General features: G+C 47.0%; 2 protein-coding genes. One reads left to right on the forward strand and one right to left on the reverse strand.

Annotation, left to right across the window (positions count from 1 at the left end):
• Nucleotides 1–136 precede the first annotated feature (136 nt).
• Complete coding sequence (locus tag A918_RS0102110) at nt 137–523, reverse strand: hypothetical protein (RefSeq protein WP_022709453.1); 387 nt, start codon at nt 521–523, stop codon at nt 137–139.
• Nucleotides 524–969: 446 nt separating this feature from the next.
• Between A918_RS0102110 and ctrA the strand changes: the two genes are divergently transcribed.
• Nucleotides 970–1,671 carry a response regulator transcription factor CtrA gene (gene ctrA, locus A918_RS0102115; protein ID WP_022709454.1) on the forward strand — a complete coding sequence of 234 codons (702 nt, stop codon included), beginning with the start codon at nt 970–972 and terminating at the stop codon, nt 1,669–1,671.
• The last annotated feature ends 86 nt before the right edge of the window (nt 1,672–1,757 follow it).

Consider the following 1,757-nt stretch of genomic DNA (forward strand, 5'->3'; position numbering starts at 1 on the left):
AGACAGGACTGGAGAGATTTTGGTTATGATGAGACGAAAATGGTGATTTTCGAGCCCCGAAGCGGAGCGTACTTACAGTACGTGAGAATCGGAAGTGGAGAAAATTGCCATTTGCAGGCCATCAGAGCCGAAATCTTTATCCGATCATGACGCGACGATCGTAGACAGGTGCCTCTTCAATCTCTTTGAGCTTGCCGTCACGGGTTTCGAGGGCTTCGGCGCGGGAGAGATCGGCTTCGGCTTCCAGAAGTTCGGCTTCGGCGGCTTCTTTCTGAGACATCAGATCGCGGATCGAATCAAAAAGATTGTCGCGGCGCTGGCGGGCAGCTTTGGCAAAGGTCGGATAAGCAAAATGCGTGGTATCCGTAATCCCTGCTTTACGCTCTTCTGACTGGATTTGCGCATCAAGCTCACCGGCCATCCGCTCAAACTCGCCCATCATCAGGTCCAGCTGACCAATTTGCCGGCGCTTTTCTTTAACCTGAAACAGTTTCAGCCGGACAAGACTCTCACGTGGCTTCATACGCATTACTCCTTGAACACCAAGTTCCCAGGCAATTTTTCAACACTTGCTGCCTGCGACCACCCTCTACGCAAAGAAATCACTTAATTTCGAAACAAAAAATTAAGATTTCGGGCTTTTGGTAACCATTCCTTTACGTACAGCGTTAATCATAGCCGTTAGGACTTAAGGCTAGGTAAATTAACTGTGTTTTTTCAGCAACATTAAAACTTTGAATCCAATAAGTCACTTATAACGATTTCTTAAACTAATTTGTTAAGAAATTTTTCGAGTGATTATCCTGTAAATTCAATTAGTTAACTGAAAATTCTATAAGACTCATATTTACTATTGCCAATGAGAATCATATTTTGTTAACCATTCGGTGGCAGACTTGGTTCAAAGCGAGTGCTGTTAGGCAATTAACTGCTGGATCAGGTTAAGCGGCGGAAAAAAGGATTCTGAAGATGCGCGTTCTTTTGATTGAAGACGATAGTGCAATCGCACAAAGCATCGAGTTGATGCTCAAGTCAGAGAGCTTCAATGTTTATACGACAGATCTGGGCGAAGAAGGCATCGATCTGGGTAAGCTCTATGACTATGATATCATTCTGCTCGATCTTAACTTGCCGGATATGTCAGGTTATGAAGTGCTGCGCACACTGCGCCTGTCCAAGGTAAAGACACCTATCCTCATCCTGTCCGGTATGGCTGGCATTGAAGATAAGGTTCGCGGCCTCGGTTTCGGCGCTGACGACTATATGACCAAACCTTTCCATAAAGATGAGCTGATTGCCCGTATTCACGCAATCGTTCGTCGCTCGAAAGGCCATGCACAGTCTGTTATCACCACCGGCGATCTGATCGTTAATCTGGATGCCAAGACTGTTGAAGTCGGCGGCCAGCGCGTTCACCTCACCGGCAAAGAATACCAGATGCTGGAGCTGCTCTCCCTGCGTAAGGGCACAACCCTCACCAAGGAAATGTTCCTCAACCACCTCTATGGTGGCATGGACGAACCGGAACTGAAAATCATCGACGTTTTCATCTGCAAATTGCGCAAGAAGCTCGATGCTGTTTCCGGCAGCCAGAACTATATTGAAACTGTCTGGGGTCGTGGCTATGTGCTGCGCGATCAGGACAGCATGGATCACCGCGAAATCGCATAAGTTCTTATGCAATTCCGGTTTCAAAAAGCCCCGCTTCTGCGGGGTTTTTTATTGCCCTGCGTCAGCAATATTAAAAAGCCCCGCAA

This window comes from Pseudochrobactrum sp. AO18b, assembly GCF_000409565.1.
Classification (GTDB): domain Bacteria; phylum Pseudomonadota; class Alphaproteobacteria; order Rhizobiales; family Rhizobiaceae; genus Pseudochrobactrum; species Pseudochrobactrum saccharolyticum.

What these genes read in the sequence shown, in the direction of transcription:
- A918_RS0102110 (WP_022709453.1), bottom strand. Translation starts at nt 523, where the DNA reads ATGAAGCCACGTGAGAGTCTTGTCCGGCTGAAACTGTTTCAGGTTAAA.
- ctrA (WP_022709454.1), top strand. Translation starts at nt 970, where the DNA reads ATGCGCGTTCTTTTGATTGAAGACGATAGTGCAATCGCACAAAGCATC.